The sequence below is a fragment of the Pseudorhodoferax sp. Leaf274 genome (genome assembly GCF_001422445.1).
Taxonomy (GTDB): domain Bacteria; phylum Pseudomonadota; class Gammaproteobacteria; order Burkholderiales; family Burkholderiaceae_C; genus Pseudorhodoferax.
Genome location: NZ_LMNA01000008.1, coordinates 110,641 through 127,784 on the forward strand (window position 1 = coordinate 110,641; position 17,144 = coordinate 127,784).

The 17,144-nt window shown below is 67.8% G+C and carries 15 protein-coding genes; all 15 read right to left on the minus strand.

Features of this window, described 5'->3' with window-relative positions; translation table 11 throughout:
• Positions 1-18: 18 nt before the first annotated feature.
• The 15 genes from carB to frr all read right to left on the minus strand — a co-directional run bounded on the left by carB (position 19) and on the right by frr (position 17,116).
• Positions 19-3,261 carry a carbamoyl-phosphate synthase large subunit gene (carB, locus tag ASF44_RS12480; protein WP_056899546.1) on the minus strand — a complete coding sequence of 1,081 codons (3,243 nt, stop codon included), beginning with the start codon at positions 3,259-3,261 and terminating at the stop codon, positions 19-21.
• The gene (gene carA, locus ASF44_RS12485) at positions 3,254-4,453 is read right to left on the minus strand and encodes a glutamine-hydrolyzing carbamoyl-phosphate synthase small subunit (protein ID WP_056899547.1); all 1,200 of its coding nucleotides are present in this window, start codon (positions 4,451-4,453) and stop codon (positions 3,254-3,256) included. The genes carB and carA overlap by 8 nt, the downstream gene beginning before the upstream one ends.
• Before the next feature lie 227 nt (positions 4,454-4,680).
• Positions 4,681-5,445 (minus strand): RNA methyltransferase, encoded by a 765-nt coding sequence (locus tag ASF44_RS12490; protein WP_056899548.1) that lies wholly within the window; start codon positions 5,443-5,445, stop codon positions 4,681-4,683.
• On the minus strand, positions 5,442-6,083 hold the full coding sequence (gene rnhB / locus ASF44_RS12495; protein WP_056899549.1) for a ribonuclease HII: 642 nt from the start codon (positions 6,081-6,083) through the stop codon (positions 5,442-5,444). The genes ASF44_RS12490 and rnhB overlap by 4 nt, the downstream gene beginning before the upstream one ends.
• The gene (gene lpxB / locus ASF44_RS12500; RefSeq protein WP_235579206.1) at positions 6,055-7,215 is read right to left on the minus strand and encodes a lipid-A-disaccharide synthase; all 1,161 of its coding nucleotides are present in this window, start codon (positions 7,213-7,215) and stop codon (positions 6,055-6,057) included. Before lpxB ends, rnhB begins: the two co-directional genes overlap by 29 nt.
• A 2-nt stretch (positions 7,216-7,217) precedes the next feature.
• Positions 7,218-8,006, minus strand: coding sequence for an acyl-ACP--UDP-N-acetylglucosamine O-acyltransferase (lpxA, locus tag ASF44_RS12505; RefSeq protein ID WP_056899550.1), 789 nt, complete (start codon positions 8,004-8,006; stop codon positions 7,218-7,220).
• 16 nt (positions 8,007-8,022) lie between these two features.
• On the minus strand, positions 8,023-8,463 hold the full coding sequence (fabZ, locus tag ASF44_RS12510) for a 3-hydroxyacyl-ACP dehydratase FabZ (protein WP_056899551.1): 441 nt from the start codon (positions 8,461-8,463) through the stop codon (positions 8,023-8,025).
• Positions 8,464-8,476: 13 nt separating this feature from the next.
• Positions 8,477-9,460, minus strand: coding sequence for a UDP-3-O-(3-hydroxymyristoyl)glucosamine N-acyltransferase (gene lpxD, locus ASF44_RS12515; RefSeq protein ID WP_056899552.1), 984 nt, complete (start codon positions 9,458-9,460; stop codon positions 8,477-8,479).
• A gap of 18 nt (positions 9,461-9,478) precedes the next feature.
• On the minus strand, positions 9,479-10,000 hold the full coding sequence (locus ASF44_RS12520; protein ID WP_056899553.1) for an OmpH family outer membrane protein: 522 nt from the start codon (positions 9,998-10,000) through the stop codon (positions 9,479-9,481).
• On the minus strand, positions 10,000-12,285 hold the full coding sequence (bamA, locus tag ASF44_RS12525; RefSeq protein ID WP_369820921.1) for an outer membrane protein assembly factor BamA: 2,286 nt from the start codon (positions 12,283-12,285) through the stop codon (positions 10,000-10,002). Before bamA ends, ASF44_RS12520 begins: the two co-directional genes overlap by 1 nt.
• A gap of 70 nt (positions 12,286-12,355) precedes the next feature.
• Positions 12,356-13,711, minus strand: a complete 1,356-nt coding sequence (gene rseP / locus ASF44_RS12530; RefSeq protein ID WP_056899555.1) for an RIP metalloprotease RseP — start codon at positions 13,709-13,711, stop codon at positions 12,356-12,358.
• A 10-nt stretch (positions 13,712-13,721) separates the two neighbouring features.
• Complete coding sequence (gene ispC / locus ASF44_RS12535; RefSeq protein ID WP_056899556.1) at positions 13,722-14,894, minus strand: 1-deoxy-D-xylulose-5-phosphate reductoisomerase; 1,173 nt, start codon at positions 14,892-14,894, stop codon at positions 13,722-13,724.
• A complete protein-coding gene (locus ASF44_RS12540; protein WP_056899557.1) occupies positions 14,891-15,721 on the minus strand; it encodes a phosphatidate cytidylyltransferase in 831 nt (276 codons plus the stop codon). The genes ispC and ASF44_RS12540 overlap by 4 nt, the downstream gene beginning before the upstream one ends.
• A gap of 9 nt (positions 15,722-15,730) precedes the next feature.
• The gene (uppS, locus tag ASF44_RS12545; RefSeq protein ID WP_255358198.1) at positions 15,731-16,441 is read right to left on the minus strand and encodes a polyprenyl diphosphate synthase; all 711 of its coding nucleotides are present in this window, start codon (positions 16,439-16,441) and stop codon (positions 15,731-15,733) included.
• Positions 16,442-16,555: 114 nt separating this feature from the next.
• Entirely contained in the window at positions 16,556-17,116 is a 561-nt protein-coding gene (gene frr, locus ASF44_RS12550; protein ID WP_056899558.1) for a ribosome recycling factor, read from the minus strand.
• Positions 17,117-17,144 lie beyond the last annotated feature (28 nt).

Consider the following 17,144-nt stretch of genomic DNA (forward strand, 5'->3'; position numbering starts at 1 on the left):
CGGGCGGCCCTCACAGGCTCAGGCCAGTTGCGCGTGCATCTCCTGCACCGAGATCACGTCGAGCTGGTCCAGGTAGCGCATGCCCTCGACCGCGGCCTCGGCACCGGCAATCGTCGTGAACGTGGTCACACGGGCCAGCAGCGACGAGGTGCGGATGGCGCGGCTGTCGGTGATCGCGTTGCGGCGCTCTTCCACCGTGTTCACCACGAGCACGATCTCGTTGTTCTTGATCATGTCGACCACGTGCGGCCGGCCTTCGGTGACCTTGTTGACGGTCTTGACGGCGATGCCGGCGGCGGTGATGGCGGCCGCCGTGCCCTTGGTCGCGACCACGTCGAAGCCCAGCGCCACCAGCGCACGCGCCACTTCCACGGCGCGCGGCTTGTCGCTGTTCTTGACCGTCAGGAAGGCGGTGCCCGAACGCGGCAGCTTGGTGCCGGCGCCCAGCTGGCTCTTCACGAAGGCCTCGCCGAAGGTCTTGCCCACGCCCATGACCTCGCCCGTGGACTTCATTTCGGGGCCGAGGATGGTGTCCACGCCCGGGAACTTCACGAACGGGAAGACGGCTTCCTTGACGCTGAAGTAAGGCGGCGTGACTTCCGCGCCGATGCCCTGGGCGTCCAGCGACTGGCCGGCCATGCAGCGCGCGGCGACCTTGGCCAGCTGGATGCCGGTGGCCTTGGACACGAAGGGCACGGTGCGGCTGGCGCGCGGGTTGACTTCCAGCACGTAGATCACGTCCTGGCCCTCTTTTTCCTGGATCGCGAACTGCACGTTCATGAGGCCGACCACGTTCAGCCCCTCGGCCATGGCGGCGGTCTGGCGCTTGAGCTCGTCCACCGTGTCCTTGCGCAGGTAGTACGGCGGCAAGGAACAGGCCGAGTCGCCGCTGTGCACGCCGGCCTGCTCGATGTGCTCCATCACGCCACCGATGAACACGCGGCCCGTGGCATCGCGGATGGCGTCGACATCGCACTCGATGGCGTCGTTCAGGAAGCGGTCCAGCAGCACCGGGGAATCGTTGCTGACCTTGACGGCCTCGCGCATGTAGCGCTCCAGGTCGCGCTGCTCGTGCACGATCTCCATGGCGCGGCCGCCCAGCACGTAGCTCGGGCGCACCACCAGCGGGTAGCCCAGCGCGGCCGCCTTCTCCAGCGCCTCGGGCTCGGCGCGGGCGGTGGCGTTCGGCGGCTGGCGCAGGCCCAGGTCGTGCAGCAGCTTCTGGAAGCGCTCACGGTCTTCGGCCGCGTCGATCATGTCGGGCGAGGTGCCGATGATGGGCACGCCCGCAGCCTCCAGGCCCAGCGCGAGCTTGAGCGGCGTCTGGCCGCCGTACTGCACGATCACGCCCAGCGGCTTTTCCTTGTCGACGATCTCCAGCACGTCTTCCAGCGTCAGCGGCTCGAAGTACAAGCGGTCCGAGGTGTCGTAGTCGGTCGACACGGTCTCGGGGTTGCAGTTGACCATGATGGTCTCGTAGCCGTCCTCGCGCATGGCAAGTGCCGCGTGCACGCAGCAGTAGTCGAACTCGATGCCCTGGCCGATGCGGTTCGGGCCCCCGCCCAGCACCATGATCTTCTTCTTGCCGGTGGGCTCGGCCTCGCACTCGTCTTCATAGGTCGAGTACATGTAGGCGGTATCGGTCGAGAACTCGGCCGCGCAGGTGTCCACGCGCTTGTAGACGGGGCGCACGTTCTGTGCATGCCGCGCGGCGCGCACGGCGCTCTCGTCGGTCTTGAGCAGCTTGGCCAGGCGGCGGTCGGAGAAGCCCTTCTTCTTGAGCAGGCGCAGCTCGTCGGCCGTGACCTTGGACAGCGCCGCGGCGCCGTGCTCGTCGGTGTGCTTGTCCAGGTCGAGCTCGATGCGGATGATCTCCTCGATCTGCACCAGGAACCACTTGTCGATCTTGGTCAGCGCGTGCACCTCGTCCAGCGTCCAGCCGGAGGCGAAGGCATCGCCCACGTACCAGATGCGCTCGGGGCCAGGTTCGCCGAGTTCCTCTTCGAGCACCTCGCGGTCCTGGGTCTTCTGGTTCATGCCGTCCACGCCGACTTCCAGACCGCGCAGCGCCTTCTGGAAGCTCTCCTGGAAGGTGCGGCCCATGGCCATGACCTCGCCCACGCTCTTCATCTGCGTGGTCAGGTGGCTGTCGGCGGCCGGGAACTTCTCGAACGCGAAACGCGGGATCTTGGTCACCACGTAGTCGATGCTGGGCTCGAAGCTGGCGGGCGTGGCGCCGCCGGTGATCTCGTTGCGCAGCTCGTCCAGCGTGTAGCCGATGGCCAGCTTGGCCGCCACCTTGGCGATCGGGAAGCCCGTGGCCTTGGAGGCCAGTGCCGAGGAACGCGACACGCGCGGGTTCATCTCGATCACGATCATGCGGCCGTCGGCCGGGTTGACCGAGAACTGCACGTTGGAGCCGCCCGTGTCCACGCCGATCTCGCGCAGCACCGCCAGCGAGGCGTTGCGCATGATCTGGTATTCCTTGTCGGTCAGCGTCTGCGCCGGGGCCACCGTGATGGAGTCGCCCGTGTGCACGCCCATCGGGTCCAGGTTCTCGATCGAGCAGACGATGATGCAGTTGTCGGCCTTGTCGCGCACGACCTCCATCTCATACTCTTTCCAGCCCAGCAGCGATTCCTCGATCAGCAGCTCGTTGGTCGGCGAGGCCTCCAGGCCGCGCTTGCAGATGGTCTCGAATTCCTCGGCGTTGTAGGCGATGCCGCCGCCGGTGCCGCCCAGCGTGAAGCTGGGGCGGATCACAGTGGGGAAGCCGACGGTCTTCTGTACGCCCCAGGCCTCGTCCATGGTGTGCGCGATGCCCGACCGGGCCGAGCCCAGGCCGATCTTGGTCATCGCGTCCTTGAACTTCAGGCGGTCCTCGGCCTTGTCGATGGCCTCGGGCGTGGCGCCGATCAGCTCGACCTTGTACTTGTCGAGCACGCCGTTGCGCCACAGGTCCAGCGCGCAGTTCAGCGCGGTCTGGCCGCCCATGGTGGGCAGGATGGCGTCGGGCCGTTCCTTGGCGATGATCTTCTCGACCGTCTGCCAGGTGATGGGCTCGATGTAGGTGACGTCGGCCGTGGCCGGGTCGGTCATGATCGTCGCGGGGTTGCTGTTGATCAGGATGACCTTGTAGCCCTCCTCGCGCAGCGCCTTGCAGGCCTGCACGCCGGAGTAGTCGAATTCGCAGGCCTGCCCGATGACGATGGGGCCGGCGCCGATGATGAGGATGCTCTTGAGGTCTGTGCGCTTAGGCATTCGCAGCCTCCGCCTTGTGTTTTTCGATGAGTGCCGTGAAACGGTCGAAGAGGTAGCCGATGTCGTGCGGGCCGGGCGAGGCTTCCGGGTGGCCCTGGAAGCAGAAAGCCGGCTTGTCGGTGCGGGCCAGGCCCTGCAGCGTGCCGTCGAACAGGCTCACGTGCGTGGGGCGCAGGTTGGCGGGCAGCGTCTTCTCGTCGACGGCGAAGCCGTGGTTCTGGCTGGTGATCGACACGCGGCCGTTGTCCAGGTCCTTCACCGGGTGGTTGGCGCCGTGGTGGCCGAACTTCATCTTGAAGGTCTTGGCGCCCGAGGCCAGCGCCAGGATCTGGTGGCCCAGGCAGATGCCGAAGGTCGGGATGCCGGTCTCGATCAGCTGGCGCGTGGCCTCGATGGCGTAGTCGCAGGGCTCCGGGTCGCCAGGGCCGTTGGACAGGAAGATGCCGTCGGGCTTGAGCTTCAGCACGTCGGCAGCGGGCGTCTGCGCCGGCACCACGGTGATGCGCGCACCGCGCTGCGCCAGCATGCGCAGGATGTTCTTCTTGACGCCGTAGTCGAACGCGACGACGTGGAACTTGGGCGTGATCTGCACGCCGTAGCCTGGCTTGCCATTGAGGCCCACGAGTTGCCACTCGGTCTCGGTCCAGGGGTAGGTCTCGCGCACCGAGACCACCTTGGCCAGGTCCAGCCCCGACATCGCCGGCGCGCCCTTGGCCTGGGCGATGGCGTTGTCGATGTCCTGTTGCGTCACGGCGCTGCCGGCGGTCAGCGCCACGATCGCGCCGTTCTGCGCGCCCTGGCTGCGCAGGTGGCGTGTGAGCTTGCGCGTGTCGATGTTGGCAATGGCGACGGTCTTGCCGGCCACCAGGTACTGGCTCAGGCTGGCGTTGCTGCGGAAGTTCGATTCCAGCAGCGGCAGATCCTTGATGATCAGGCCGGCGGCGTGGATCTTGTCGGCCTCGATGTCTTCGGCATTGGTGCCGTAGTTGCCGATGTGCGGATAGGTGAGCGTGACGATCTGCTGGCAGTAGCTCGGATCGGTCAGGATTTCCTGGTAGCCGGTGATGGACGTGTTGAACACGACTTCGCCGACGGTCGCGCCAGTGGCGCCGATCGAGTTGCCGAGAAAGACCGTGCCGTCAGCTAGCGCCAGGATCGCGGGCGGGAAGGATCCCTGGAGGGATGAAAGCACTGGGTTCTCCGGATGGTGACGGTCGCCCGGCGCCCTCGACAAGCACCTGGAGTGCTTCCCTGGACTGCTGCTCGAAGGGGGTGTGGCGGTGGATGCGGCCGGCGACGCGATTGCGAAAAAGCCCACGATTGTAGCGCGGGCCTCTGCTCCGCCTGCCGGCGGAGGCGCCGTCACGGGCCATGAACCTGGGATTTACCCTCGGTTTCAGGCTGCCACCAGACAAGCGCTCAGGGCCGCGGTGCGCTCGCGTGCAGGCAGATGGCCGCTGCGGCAGCCACGTTCAGCGACTCCTCGCCGCCCGGCTGGGCGATGCGGATGTGCAGATTGGCGCGCGCCTGCAGCGCGGGCGACACGCCCTGCCCTTCGTGGCCCATGAGCCAGGCGCAGGGATAGGGCGGCGGCGCCGCGTGCAACCACTGGCCCTGGTGCGAACTCGTGGCCACGAGAGGCACGCGCAGCGCGGCCACGTCCTCCTCCGTGGCGGCCTCGATCAGGCGCAGGCCGAAGTGCGCTCCCATGGCGGCGCGCAGCACCTTGGGCGACCACAGCGCGGCCGTGCCCGCCACGGCCAGCACCTGGCCGAAACCGAAGGCGCCGGCGCTGCGCAGGATGGAGCCGACATTGCCGGCATCCTGCAGGCGGTCCAGCACCACGGTGGCGGCCTGCGTGTCCAACGCCGGCGTGGCGGGCAGCGCCAGCACACAGGCAAAGCCTGCCGGCGAGCCCAGCGCGCTGAGCTGGCCCCACAGCGCATCGGCCAGCAGCAGGCGCGGCACGGCGGCGTCCAGGCCCAGCGCGGCCGCTGGTGCCTCGCCCTGCTCCGACATCACCAGCTGCGCGGGCTGCCAGCCGCGTGCCAGGGCGGCACGGCACAGATGTTCGCCCTCGATCCAGATGCGCCCCTGCCGGCGGTAGGCGCCGTTCTCCTGCGCCAACCGCCGCAGCTCCTTGAACTGCGGGTTCTCGCGCGAGCGGATTTCCAGCAGGCTCATGGGCCGACCACCAACTCCGCGCGGATCCCCGCCTCGCGCACCGGCGCGAAGGACTGGCGGTGCAGCGCGCAGGCGCCGTGCTGGCGCAGTGCCTGCAGGTGCGCTGCCGTGCCATACCCCTTGTGGGCATCGAAGCCGTACTGCGGGAACCGCACATGGATCTCGCTGCACCAGCGGTCGCGGTGCACCTTGGCGAGGATGGAGGCGGCCGAGATGGCGGGCACCAGTGCATCGCCCTTGACCACGGCCTCGGCCAGCACGTCGAGTACGGGCAGCTGGTTGCCGTCCACCAGCACACGCACGGGTTTGAGCCGCAGGCCCAGAACGGCGCGCTGCATGGCGAGCAGCGTGGCCTGCAGGATGTTGAGGCGGTCGATCTCCTCGACCGAGGCCTCGCCGATGGCGCAGCACAGCGCCTTGGCGCGGATCTCGTCGTACAGGCGCTCGCGCCGTGCCGCCGTCAGCGTCTTGGAATCGGCCAGGCCCTGGATCGGCCGCAGCTCGTCCAGGATCACGGCGGCCGCCACCACGGGGCCGGCCAACGGGCCGCGGCCTGCCTCGTCCACGCCCGCCATCAATCCGGGCGCCACCCAGCCGAGCACCTGCTGCTCAGCGCGCAAGAAGTTTTTCGATCGCATCACTTGCCAACTGTGCCGTGTCGCGCCGCAGCTCCAGGTGCAGCGCCATGAACCGTTGTTCCAGGGCGGCGATTGTCTCCGGGGATTCGTCCCGTGCGCGCAACCAGCGCTCCAGCGCCGCTGCCAGCGCCGCTGGCGTGGCTGCATCCTGGATCAATTCGGGCACGACGGTGTCGCGGCACAGGATGTTGGGCAGGCCGATCCAGGGCTGCAGGTTGCGCCCGCGCATGAGCCAGTAGGACAGCCGGTTCATGTGGTACGCGATGACCATGGGCCGCTTGTACAGCGCCGTCTCCAGCGTGGCCGTGCCGCTGGCCACCAACGCCACGTCGCAGGCCGCCAGCACGGTGTGCGACGCGCCACGCACGACCTGAAGGCGCGCGCCCAGCCCGGCTGCATCGGCCAGGCGCCGGATCTCGGCCTCCAGCGACGGCACGGCCGGCACCACGAACTGCAACGTCGGCCGGCTGCGCAGCAAGACGCCCGCCGCTGCGAAGAAGCGCGCCCCCATCTGTTGGATTTCCGAGCGGCGGCTGCCCGGCAGCACGGCGACCACGCCCGCACCGGCTGCAAGCCCGAGCTGGCGACGCGCGGCCAGGCGGTCGGGCTCCAGCGGGATCACGCTGGCCAGGGGATGGCCGACATAGGTGGCCGGCACGCCATGCACGGCCAGCAGTTCGGGTTCGAACGGGAAAATGCACAGCACATGGTCGGCGCTGCGCTTGAGCGTCTCGACCTTCCTGGCCCGCCAGGCCCAGAACGAGGGGCTGACGAAGTGCACCGTGGGAATGCCGGCGGTCCGCAGCCGCGCTTCCAGGCCGAAGTTGAAATCGGGTGCGTCGATGCCGATGAAGATCTCGGGCCTCTCGCGCAGCAGGCGGTCGCCCAGGTCGCGCCGGATGGCCAACAGGCGGCGCAGGTGCGGCACCACCTCCAGGTAGCCGCGCACGGCCAGCGTCTCGCTCGGCCACCAGGCCTCGAAGCCACGCGCCTGCATCTGGTGGCCGCCGATGCCCACGGACTGCAGTGCAGGCCAGCGGGCCCGCAGCCCGTCGAGCAGAAGGCCCGCCAGCAGGTCGCCGGAGGCCTCGCCGGCCACCATCGCGCAGCGCCGCGCCGAAGCCGCAGCCATCGCTAGCGCGCGATGCCGACGGTGGAGCTGCGCAGAAAGCCCAGCATGCCCGCCACCTCGCCAGCGGCCTCGGGGTGGGCAACGGTCAGGGCCTCGATGCCGGCGATGGCTTCGTCCAGCGTCTTGCCCTGGCGGTAGAGCAGCTTGTGCATCTCGCGCACAGCCGTCTGGCGTTCAGCGGAAAAATCGCGCCGGCGCAGGCCGACCAGGTTCACGCCGCGCACCTGCAGCGGATTGCCATCGACCACCAGGAACGGCGGCACATCCTTGTTGACATGGCTGGCGAAGCCGATCATGGCGTGGTCGCCGATGCGCATGCGCTGCAGCACGCCCGTCAGCCCGCCGACTGTGACGTGATCGCCCACCTGCACGTGGCCCGCCAGCGTGGCGTTGTTGGCCATGGTGGCGTGGTTGCCGACCTGGCAATCGTGCGCGATGTGCACGTAGGCCATGATCCAGTTGTCGCTGCCGATGCGCGTGACACCGCCGTCCTGCACGGTGCCGAGGTTGAAGGTGCAGAACTCGCGGACGACGTTGCGGTCGCCGATCACCAGTTCGGTCGGCTCGCCCGCGTACTTCTTGTCCTGCGGCACGGCGCCGAGCGATGCGAACTGGAAGATCCGGTTGTCGCGCCCGATGGTGGTGTGCCCCTCGATCACGCAGTGCGGGCCGACTTCCGTCCCCGCACCGATGCGCACGTGCGGGCCGACCACGCTGAACGCGCCGACCCGGACCGAGTCGTCGAGCTCGGCCGCCGGATCGACGATGGCGCTGCGATGGACATGGGCCATGGACCGCTCCCCGCGCTCAGGCCACCTTGCGCATGGTGCACATGAGTTCGGCTTCGCAGGCGATGGTTTCCCCCACGCTGGCCGTGCCCTTGAACTTGTAGATGCCGGCCTTCTGGCGCAGCAGCTCCACATCCAGGATCAACTGGTCGCCCGGCTCCACAGGACGCTTGAAGCGCGCGGCATCGATGCCGGCGAAGTAGTAGACCGTGTTGTCGTCCAGGTCCTTGCCGCTGCTGGCGAACGACAGCAACGCGGCAGCCTGCGCCATGGCCTCGAGCATCAGCACGCCCGGCATGACCGGACGGTTCGGGAAATGGCCGACGAAATACGGTTCGTTGATCGAGACGTTCTTGAGCGCCTTGATGCTCTTGTCCTTCTCGATGGCCAGCACGCGGTCCACCAGCAGGATGGGGTAGCGGTGCGGCAGCTTCTTGAGGATTTGGTGGATGTCCATCATGTCGTCGTCTCTTCTATTCATCGCGGGCGGGGAGCCGGCGCTCCAGCGCACGCAGGCGCTCGCGCAGGCTGGGCAGCTGGCGCAGCGTCGCTGCGGACTTCTCCCATTTGCCGAATTCGTCCAGGGGGTACACGCCGCCATACGCACCCGCCTTGCGGATGCTGCCCGTGACCGATGCGCCGCCGCCGATGTGCACGTGGTCGACGATGGTGGCGTGGCCGGTGATCTTGGCCGCGCCGCCGATGGTGCAGTGCTCGCCGACCGTGGTGCTACCGGCAATTGCGGCGCTGCCAGCGATGGCCGAATGCTTGCCGATGCGCACGTTGTGCGCAATCTGGATCAGGTTGTCGAGCTTGACGCCGTCTTCGATCACGGTGTCACCCAGCGCGCCGCGGTCGATGCAGGTGTTGGCGCCGATGTCCACATCGTTGCCGATACGCACCGCGCCCAGCTGCTCGATCTTCTCCCAGCGGCCCGCGTTCGGCGCGAAGCCGAAGCCGTCGGCACCGATCACGGCACCCGGCTGGACGGTGCAACGCTCGCCGATGCTGCAGCGCTCGCCCACGGTCACGCGCGAGGTCAGCACCGTGCCCGCACCGATGTGCGCACCGCGCTCGATCACGCAGAGCGGGCCGATCCAGGCCGTCGGATCGACCTCAGCCTCGGGATCGACGCAAGCGCTGGGATGCACACCGGCCGGCCGCGCCGGCATCTGGGTGTGCTTCCAGAGCTGCGTCAGCCGCGCGTAGTAGAGGTAGGGATCTTCGGTGACGATGCAGGCGCCGCGCGCCTGGGCCTGCTCGCGCAGTGCCGGGGCAACGATCACGCAAGCGGCCTGGCTCGGCGCCAACTGCGCCACGAGTTTGGCGTTGCTCAGGAACGTGATCTGCCCGGGACCGGCCGACGCCAGCGGCGCCAGTCCTTCGACCTGCGCTGCACGGTCGCCCTGCAGCTCTCCGCCCAATGCATCGACGATGCCACCCAGTGCGAGCGCCACGTCAGGTCAGCGCCCCGCTCACTTCGCGGGATTCGCCGCGTTCAAAGCCTTGATGACTTTGTCGGTGATGTCGTGCTTGGGATTGATGTACGCGGCCTCCTGCAGGATGGCGTCGTACTTCTCGGTCTCTGCGACCTGCTTGATGATGCGGTTGGCCTTGTCGATGACCTGCTGCAGCTCTTCGTTCTTGCGCAGGTTCAGGTCTTCCTGGAACTCACGGCGCTTGCGCTGGAAATCGCGGTCCTGGTCCACCAATTGCCGCTGGCGTGCGGTGCGCTGGCTTTCGGCCAGCGTCGGTGCCTCGCGCTCGAACTTCTCGGACGCGGCCTTGAGCACGTTGCCGGCATCCATCAGGTCCTTCTCGCGCTTGGAGAACTCGGCCTCGAGCTTGCCCTGGCCGACCTTCGCAGGATTGGCCTCGCGCAGCAAGCGGTCGATGTTGACGAACCCGATCCGGAACTCTTCAGCCTGCGCATGGGCCACCAGGGCAGCCAGCCCCAGCACCAGGGCGGCTCCGAACGGACGCAAAAAAGTCTTCATCAAAACGACGTACCTATCTGGAATTGCAGTTTCTGAATTCTATCGCCCGCAAACTTGCGCACCGGATTGGCGATGGCCAAGCGCAGCGGACCGACAGGGGAAATCCAGCTCACACCCACGCCTACGGAAGCGCGCATGTCGCTGAGTTCGAATTTTTCGTCCTCGCCGTACACGTTGCCGACGTCGACGAAGCCATACATGCGCAGCGTGCGGTCGTTGCCGGCACCGGGGAACGGCGTCAGGATCTCGGCGTTCAGCGTGACCTTCTTGCTGCCGCCGATGACGGAACCGGTCACGTCGCGCGGGCCCAGCGTGCCCTGCTCGAAGCCACGCACCGATCCCAGGCCGCCGGAATAGAAGTTCTTGAACACCGGGAACGCCCGCCCCGACAAGCCCTTGCCGTAGCCGAGCTCGCCGTTGAATGCCAGCGTGTACTGCTTGTTCAAGGCGATGAACTGCTGGTATTGGTAGCTGCTGCGCACGTAGCGCGTGTCACCGAACAGGCCGATCTCGGCATTGACCTTGTTCAAGGTGCCGGTGGTCGGCACCAGCGTGCTGTCACGGCTGTCACGCGCCCAGCCCACGGACAGCGGGAACGAGTAACTGGTGTAGCCGAACTTGTCGGCGTAGGCCAGGTAGGCGGCCGGGATATTGGTGCCCGGCTTGATGGTCGTGCGCTCCACCGTGCCGCCGAAGTACACCGTGTCGACCTCGCTGAACGGCACGCCGAAACGCAGGCCCGCGCCCGTGGTTTCGAGCTGGTAGTTGCCGCCCTGGTCGTTGTAGGGCCGCGAGTTGCGGTGGAACAGGTCCATGGACAGCGACACCCCATCGGTCGTGAAGTACGGGTCGACCGTGTTCAGCACGATGGCGCGGTTGTACTTGCTGGTGTTGATGTCCAGGCCCAGGTAGTTGCCGGAACCGAATGCGTTCTCCTGCTTGATGCCGAACGAGAGCGCCAGCTTTTCCGCGCTGGAGAAGCCCGCCCCCAGCTGCAGGCTGCCGGTGGGCTTCTCGGCCACGGTGACCTGCAGGTCGACCTGGTCGGGCACGCCGGGCACTTCCAGCGTCTCCATGTTGACTTCGGTGAAATAGCCGAGCCGGTCCACACGGTCGCGCGACAGGCGGATCTTGTTGCCGTCGTACCAGGACGATTCGAACTGGCGGAACTCGCGGCGGATGACTTCGTCGCGCGTGCGCGTGTTGCCGACCACGTTGACGCGGCGCACGTATGCGCGCCGCGATGGCTCGGCCGTCAGCAGCAGCGCCACGCTGTTGTTGGTGCGATCGATGTCGGGCCGCGCCTCCACATTGGCGAACGCGAAGCCGTAGTTGCCGAAGTTGTCGCGGAACGCCTTGGTGGTCTCGGCCACGCGGTCGGCGTTGTAGGCTTCGCCGGGGCGGATCGTGATCAAGGACTTGAACTCGTCGTCGCGGCCCAGGTAGTTGCCCTCGAGCTTCACGCTGGACACCACGTAGCGCTCGCCCTCGGTGATGTTCAGCACGATGGCGATGTCTTCCTTGTCGGGCGAGATCGCCACCTGGGTCGACTCGACCTGGAATTCCAGGTAGCCGCGCGACAGGTAGTACGAGCGCAGCGTCTCGATGTCGGCATTGAGCTTGGCGCGCGAGTAACGGTCGGACTTGGTGTACCAGCTGAGCCAGCCGCCGGTGTCCAATTCGAACAGGCCGCGCAGCGTGGACTCGCTGAAGGCCTTGTTGCCAACGATACGGATTTCCTTGATCTTGGCCGGCTCACCCTCGGTCACGGTGAAGGTCAGGTTCACGCGGTTGCGTTCGATCGGCGTGACCGTGGTGACGACCTGCGCGCCATACAGGCTGCGGTTGATGTATTGCCGCTTGAGTTCCTGCTCGGCACGGTCGGCCAGCGCCTTGTCGAACGGGCGGCCTTCGGTCAGGCCGATGTCGCGCAGCGCCTTCTTCAAGGCGTCCTGCTCGAATTCCTTGGTGCCGGCGAAGGTGACGTCGGCCACCGTGGGGCGCTCCTCGACCACCACCACGAGCACGTCGCCGCTGACCTCGATCCGGATGTCGGTGAACAGGCCCAGCCCGAACAGGGCGCGGATCGCCGAAGCCCCCATCTCGTCCGAATAGGTGTCGCCCACCCGCAGCGGCAACGAAGCGAACACGGTGCCGGGCTCCACGCGTTGCAAGCCTTCGATACGGATGTCACGCACCTTGAACGGGTCGACCGCCCAGGCCTGGTTGGCCACCAACAACAGGCCCAAGGCCGTGGTCAGTGCGCGCGTGCGAAAGCGATGCATGGAATGTTTCATGGATAAGAAAGAGAGCCGACGGCGCTGGCCGGGCCGTGCGGCCGACCGCGATGCCGGGTCAGCCGAAGATTCGTGTCACGTCGTTGAACAAGGCGATGGACATCATCACGAGGAGCAAGGCGACCCCGGTGCGCTGCATGCGTTCCATCCAAGCGTCCGACACGCCTTTGCCGGTCACGGCCTCCCAAAGATAATACATCAGGTGCCCCCCATCGAGGACCGGTAGAGGCAGCAGGTTGAGCACGCCCAGGCTCACACTGATCAGGGCCAGGAACACGAGGTATTGGGTGAGTCCGAGGCTGGCCGACTTGCCTGCGTAGTCGGCAATCGTCAGCGGCCCGCTCAGGTTCTTGAGCGAGGCTTCGCCGATCACCATGCGGCCCATCATGCGCAGCGTGAGCGCGGAAACCTCCCAGGTCCGCACGGCACCTTTCCACAGCCCATCCAGCGGGCCATGGCGCACCGTGACCATGGCCGGCGGTGCACCGACCATGGCGCCGACGCGGCCGATCCAGGCATCGCCCTCGCGCAGCGCCTGCGGCGTCACCTCGATGTCCTGGCGCTGGCCTGCGCGTTCGATCCGCCAGCGCTGCGTGAGCGGCTCTTCGCCACGCACAGATGCGCGGATGGTCTCGCGCAACTGGGGGCCGTCGACGATGGGCGTGCTGCCGATGGCCAACACCACGTCGCCGCTCTGCAGGCCGGCATGCGCGGCGGCGCCGTTCGGAACGACCTCGCCGATGACGGGCTGGGTCCACGGCGAGGCGATGCCGATGCGCCGGAACAGCTGCGCGTCCGCCTCGCGCACGCCCATCTGCGCCAGCGGCAGCACCAGCTCGCGCGTTGCCCCCTGCGCATCCAGCTCGAGCCGGACGTCGTGCCCGTCCAGCGCTCCGCGCGTCAGCAGCCAACGCAGTTCCTCGAACGAACGCAGCGGCTGCAGCTTTTCGCCATCCCAGGCACCACGCACCACACGTTCACCGCCGCGCACGCCCGCCTGCTCGGCGATGGAGGCCGGCACCGGGCTGGCAAGCACGGCCTGGGGCTCCTGCACGCCGCTCCAGTTCACCAGCGCATACAGCAGCACGGCCAGCAACAGGTTGGCTGCCGGCCCTGCGGCAACGATGGCGGCCCGCTTGCCCACGGTCTGGGTGTTGAACGCGCGGTGGCGCTCGGCGGGATCGACCGCCCCCTCGCGCTCGTCCAGCATCTTGACGTAGCCACCCAGCGGGAACGCGCCGATGACGAACTCGGTCGGCGATCCCTTCGGCTGCCAGCGCAACAGCACCTTGCCGAAGCCGATCGCAAAGCGCTCGACCTTGACGCCGCAGGCCACCGCCACGCGGTAGTGGCCGTACTCGTGGACCGCGATCAACAGGCCCAGGGCGACGACGAACGCCACGACGGTCAGCATGGGGATCCTTTCAAAGCCGGGCAATGTGCCGGTGCGCGTGTTCGCGCGCCAGCGCATCGAGCGCCAGCAGGTCTGCCAGCGACCCGGGGTTGGAGGGGGTCACGCCCTCCAAAGTTGCATGGTTCAGCTGGTGGATCTGGTCGAAGCTGATGCGGCGGTCCAGGAACGCCGCCACCGCCACTTCGTTGGCCGCATTCAGGACCGCACAGGTGCCTGACGGCGCGCGCAGCGCCGCCCAGGCCAGCGCCAGGCACGGAAACCGCGCGAGGTCGGGCACCTCGAAGGTCATGGCCGCGATGCGCGCGAAGTCCAGCCGCGGGGTGCCGCTCTCAATGCGCTCTGGCCAGGACAGGCCGTACGCGATCGGCACGCGCATGTCGGGCGTGCCCAGCTGGGCCATGACCGAGGCGTCGTGGAACTGCACCATCGAGTGGATGATCTGCTGCGGGTGGATCACGACCTCGATCTGTTCCGGCGTCACGCCGAAAAGGTACTTGGCCTCGATGACCTCCAGCCCCTTGTTCATCATGGTGGCCGAATCGACCGAGATCTTGCGGCCCATGGCGAAGTTCGGGTGCGCGCAGGCCTGCTCGGGCGTCACGTCGCGCAGCGTGGCCGGATCGCGCGTGCGGAACGGCCCGCCCGACGAGGTCAGCATGATCTTCTCGATGCGCCGGCTCCAGGTGGCGGGATCTTCGGGCAGCGACTGGAACACGGCCGAGTGCTCGCTGTCGATCGGCAGCAGCAGCGCACCGCCGGCCTGCACAGCGTCCAGGAACACCTGGCCGCCCACGACCAGCGCTTCCTTGTTGGCCAGCAGCAGGCGCTTGCCGGCACGCGCCGCCGCGAGGCAAGGCGCCAGGCCGGCGGCGCCGACGATGGCGGCCATCACGGCGTGCACGTCGGGATGTGCGGCAACCTGGGCAATGGCATCGGCACCGGCCATCACCTCGACCGGCAGGCCCTCGGCATGGATGCGCTCGCGCAGCCTGCGCGCCGCATCGGCATCGGCCATCACGGCAAAGCGCGGCCGGAACTGCGCGCACTGCTGCAGCATCGCGTCGACCTGGGTCGCTGCGGTCAGCGCCAGCACCTCGAAACGGTCCGGATGGCGGGCCACCACGTCCAGCGTGTTGGCGCCCACGGAACCCGTGGAGCCCAGAATGCTCAACCGCTGCTTCATGCCACGACGCAATACAACATCATCGCCAGGGGCAGGGTCGGCAGCAGTGCATCGACGCGGTCGAGCACACCGCCATGGCCCGGCAGCAGCTTGCTGCTGTCCTTGACGCCGGCGCTGCGCTTGATCAACGACTCGACCAGGTCACCGACCACGCTCATGGCGCACAGGAACAGAACGGCCAGGGGTGTCAACCAGGGCATGCCGACCCAGAGCCGGCTGAACAGGTTGTTGCCCGATGGCCCATCCACGAGGACCCAGCCCGCCGCCAGCAGCAGCACGCCGACGGCTCCGCCGTAGACGCCCTCCCAGCTCTTGCCAGGACTGATGGCCGGCGCCAGCTTGCGGCGCCCGAAACTGCGGCCTGCGGCATAGGCGCCGATGTCGGCCATCCAGACCAGCGTGAGCACCGACAGCAGGAAACCGATGCCGATCACACGCGCCTGCACCACCGCCAGCCAGGCCAGACACAGCGCCAGCAGGCCGCCGACGATGCGCAACCAGCGTGGAATCGGCGCCCAGCCGGGCACGCCGCCACGGATCAGCAGCACCGCCACCAGAACCCAGGCACCGCCAGCCAAGGCCCACAGCGTGAGCGAAGGCCTGACCAGCCAGCCCGCCTGCCACATCGCAGCGCACAGGCTGGCTGCCGCCAGCGCCAGCACGCAGGCGCCCGCCTGGCCCACCTGGTTGAGTCGGCCCCACTCCCAAGCCGCCGCAGCGATCAGCACGAGGGCGACGATCCCGAACGGCGTGGGGTTGGCGTAGAACAGCGCCGGCAGCAGAACGGCCAGCAGGACCAGGGCGGTGATGATGCGCGTGCGCAGCATGGCGCAGGCTCAGGCGGCCTGGTTGGCGACGACTTGCTCGGAAGTCTTCCCGAAGCGGCGCTCGCGCCGGCCATAGGCCCCAATGGCTTCGTCCAGTGCCGCGGGATCGAACTCGGGCCACAGCTTGTCGCTGAACACGAACTCCGAATAGGCCGACTGCCACAGCAGGAAATTGCTGATGCGGAACTCGCCGCCCGTGCGGATGACGAGATCCGGGTCGGGCACATGGGCCAATGCCATGGCACCGCTCAGGCTGGCCTCGGTGATCGGCTGCCCGGCGGCGGCCAGCCGCTGCGCCGCTTGCGCGATGTCCCAGCGGCCACCGTAGTTGAAGCAGATGTTCAGCACCAGGCGCTGGTTGCCCACGGTCTCGCGTTCGGCCTGCTCCAGGCCGGCTCGCACCTTGTCCGACAGCGCGTGCAGCGCGCCGACGAAACGCAGCTGCACCCCATTGGCCTTGAGCGGTTTCACTTCCTTGGACAGCACGCTGACCATCAGCGACATCAGGCCGGACACTTCGTCCTGCGGCCGGTCCCAGTTCTCGGACGAGAACGCGAACACGGTCAGCACGCGCACGCCGCGGTCGAGGCAGGCCTGCACGCAACGGCGCAGGGATTCGACGCCCTGGCGGTGACCGGCCACGCGCGGCAGGAAACGGCGGGTCGCCCAACGGCCGTTGCCGTCCATGACGATGGCGATGTGGTGCGGCACGACGCTCACTGGTGCACCCTTCGGCCTGCGGCCCGTTCCACCCAGCGCGAGCGCGCTGGCTCGGCGTGGCGCTGCGCTGCGCTCACGCGCGCATTCCCTGTTGACGGCGACGCAGCATGCGCATCAGACCGCCAGGAGATCCTGTTCCTTGGCCGCAACGATGTGCTCGACCTCGGCGATGTGCTTGTCGGTGACCTTCTGGATGTCGGCCTCGGCGCGCTTTTGTTCGTCCTCGGAGGCCAGCTTGTCCTTGACCAGCTTCTTGACCGCTTCGTTGGCATCGCGGCGCAGGTTGCGGATCGCGACCTTGGCGTTCTCGCCTTCGCCGCGCACGACCTTGGTCAGCTCCTTGCGGCGCTCCTCGGTCATCATGGGCATCGGCACGCGGATCAGCTCGCCCATGGACGCGGGGTTCAGACCCAGGTCGCTCTCACGGATGGCCTTCTCGATCTTGGCGCCCATGCCCTTTTCCCAGGGCTGCACGCTGATGGTGCGCGCGTCCAGCAGCGACACGTTGGCCACCTGGCTGATCGGCACCATGGAGCCGTAGTAGTCGACCTGCACCACGTCCAGCAGCGCCGGGTTGGCGCGGCCCGTGCGCACGCGCGCCAGCGCGTTCTTCAGCGAGGCCAGGGACTGGTCCATGCGGCTGTCGGCCGCGCTCTTGATGTCTGCAATCGTCATGCTCTCTCCGGCTTCTTGCGGGTCTGGC